This is a genomic window from Frankia sp. CoWAU3, from assembly GCF_977971855.1.
Map to the genome: position 1 here is coordinate 11,978 of NZ_CDWWXB010000100.1, position 806 is coordinate 12,783.

An 806-nucleotide genomic window follows, 5' to 3' on the forward strand; every position below is an offset into this window, starting at 1 on the left:
TTCTTCGACGTGGACAACACCATGATGGCGGGCGCCTCGATCTTCTACTTCGCCCGCGGCCTGGCCGCCCGGGACTTCTTCAACTCGCGTGACCTGATCCGGTTCGGCTGGCAGCACATCACCTACCGGCTGCGTGGGCTCGAGGACCCGAGCGGCATCCGGGATGCTCGGGAGACCGCGCTCGCCTTCGTCGCCGGGCGCACGGTGGCCGAGATCGTCCGTTACGGCGAGGAGATCTACGACGAACGGATGGCCGAGCAGATCTACTCGGGTACGCACGCGCTCGCCCAGCAGCACCTTGACGCGGGCCAGCGAGTGTGGCTGGTCACGGCCACCCCGGTCGAGCTCGCCTCGGTCATCGCCCGGCGGCTGAACCTCACCGGCGCCCTCGGCACGGTCAGTGAGGTCTCCGCCGAGGGCACCTATACCGGCCACCTGGTCGGCGGCCTGCTGCACGGCCAGGCGAAGGCCGAGGCCGTGCAGGCACTCGCCGAGCGGGAGGGCCTGGACCTGTCCCGGTGCTGGGCCTACTCGGACTCGATCAACGATCTGCCCATGCTCTCCCTGGTGGGCCACCCGGTCGCGATCAACCCGGATCCGGATCTGAAGACCGTGGCCCGGGAACGCGAATGGCCGATCAAGGACTTTCGCACGGCCCGTAAGGCAGCCAAGATCGGCATTCCGACGGCAGCCGGGGTGGGCGCGCTCGCCGGCGGGGTCGCCGCCGGCATGGCGTTGCGGCGCCGGGCCGCAGGCGTCTAGAGCACCTTCGGCGTCGGGAAAGAACCTAGCGGGAGTTTCCTAGA

At 69.4% G+C, this 806-nt stretch carries 1 protein-coding gene; it reads left to right on the forward strand.

Annotated elements, in window-relative coordinates; all coding sequences use genetic code 11:
- A partial coding sequence (locus tag AC08ON_RS10750; RefSeq protein WP_476616881.1) for an HAD family hydrolase occupies positions 1-762 on the forward strand: 762 nt, incomplete at its 5' end.
- Positions 763-806: the final 44 nt, after the last annotated feature.